The sequence below is a fragment of the Primorskyibacter aestuariivivens genome (assembly GCF_028023675.1).
GTDB classification, from domain to species: Bacteria; Pseudomonadota; Alphaproteobacteria; order Rhodobacterales; family Rhodobacteraceae; genus Marinovum; species Marinovum aestuariivivens.
The window spans coordinates 1-1,274 of sequence record NZ_JAQIOZ010000039.1; the positions used below are offsets into that span (position 1 = coordinate 1).

Genomic DNA, 1,274 nt, shown 5'->3' on the forward strand with positions numbered 1-1,274 from the left:
TGGACAGTCAGCTAAGGTGTATCCCAAACCTTTGAAGGGATACGAGAATGGCGAAGCGCCGGAATTTTACGGATCAGTTTAAAGCCAAGGTGGCGTTGGAAGCGTTGCGTGGCGACAAGACCGTGCAGGAGATCGCGGCGAAGCACCAACTTCATCCGAACCAGGTCAGCACATGGAAACGGCAAGCCATCGACGGGATGGCGGATGTGTTTTCCGGCGGCAAGCAGAGCGGCCCGACGGAAGCGGAGGTCAAAGAGCTGCACGCCAAGATCGGGAGGTTGGCGGTCGAGAACGATTTTTTGTCGGAAGGGCTCAAAAGGTGAGCCCGGCAAAGAAGCGGGCCATGATCCAGCGTGACCACCCCGAATTGAGTATCAGCCAACAGTGCAAGCTAGTGCAGCTGTCGCGTTCGGCCTTCTACTACACGCCGGTCGGGATCGACGCGGACACGTTGGCGGTGATGAAAGAGATCGACCGGGTGTTCACCAAATACCCGTTCTTCGGCAGTCGCCAGATTGCGGCCTATCTGCGCCGGGAAGGCGTTGTCGTAGGCCGTCATCGTGTCAGGCGGTTGATGGCGAGGATGGGGCTGGAGGCAATCTACAAACGCCCCAGAACCAGCCAGCCGCTTCCGCAGCATCCCGTCTATCCGTACTTGCTGAGAAAGATGGCGATAGACCGCCCCAACCAGGTTCTCCTTTCGGCGATGTAAACATCGCCTGCCGGGCAGTGGGTGCGCCGATATCACCTTCGTGCCGGTGCGGAACGGGTTCTTGTATCTGGTCGCGATCATGGATTGGGCCACGCGCAAGGTGCTGAGTTGGCGGTTGAGCAACACGATGCACGCGGACTTCTGTGTGGACGCTCTGAACGAGGCCATCGCCAAACACGGTCCACCCGAGATTATGAATACAGATCAAGGATCACAGTTCACCGGGTTGGCCTGGATCACCACGCTGACCGAAGCCGGGGTGCGCATCTCTATGGATGGGCGCGGCCGCTATCTGGACAACATCTTTATCGAACGGCTCTGGCGGTCCTTGAAGCAGGAAGCCATCTACCTCGAAGAAATCAGCGACGGGTTCCAGGCCCGACGCGTCATCAAGGATTGGATGGCATTCTACAACACCGAGCGGCCCCATTCCGCGCTTGATCGGCAGACGCCCGACGACGCATAATGGGCGGGCTTGGAAGAGCAAAAAGCAGCATGAAACCTAAACCCGATACACCTTAGATGCGCTGCAAACCTGTCCGAAAAACTGGGACCACTTCAA

At 57.9% G+C, this 1,274-nt stretch carries 1 pseudogene; it reads left to right on the forward strand.

The features are described 5' to 3' along the window. The first annotated feature begins 47 nt into the window (after positions 1-47). Positions 48-1,178: pseudogene (locus PGB28_RS21270) on the forward strand (IS3 family transposase). The last annotated feature ends 96 nt before the right edge of the window (positions 1,179-1,274 follow it).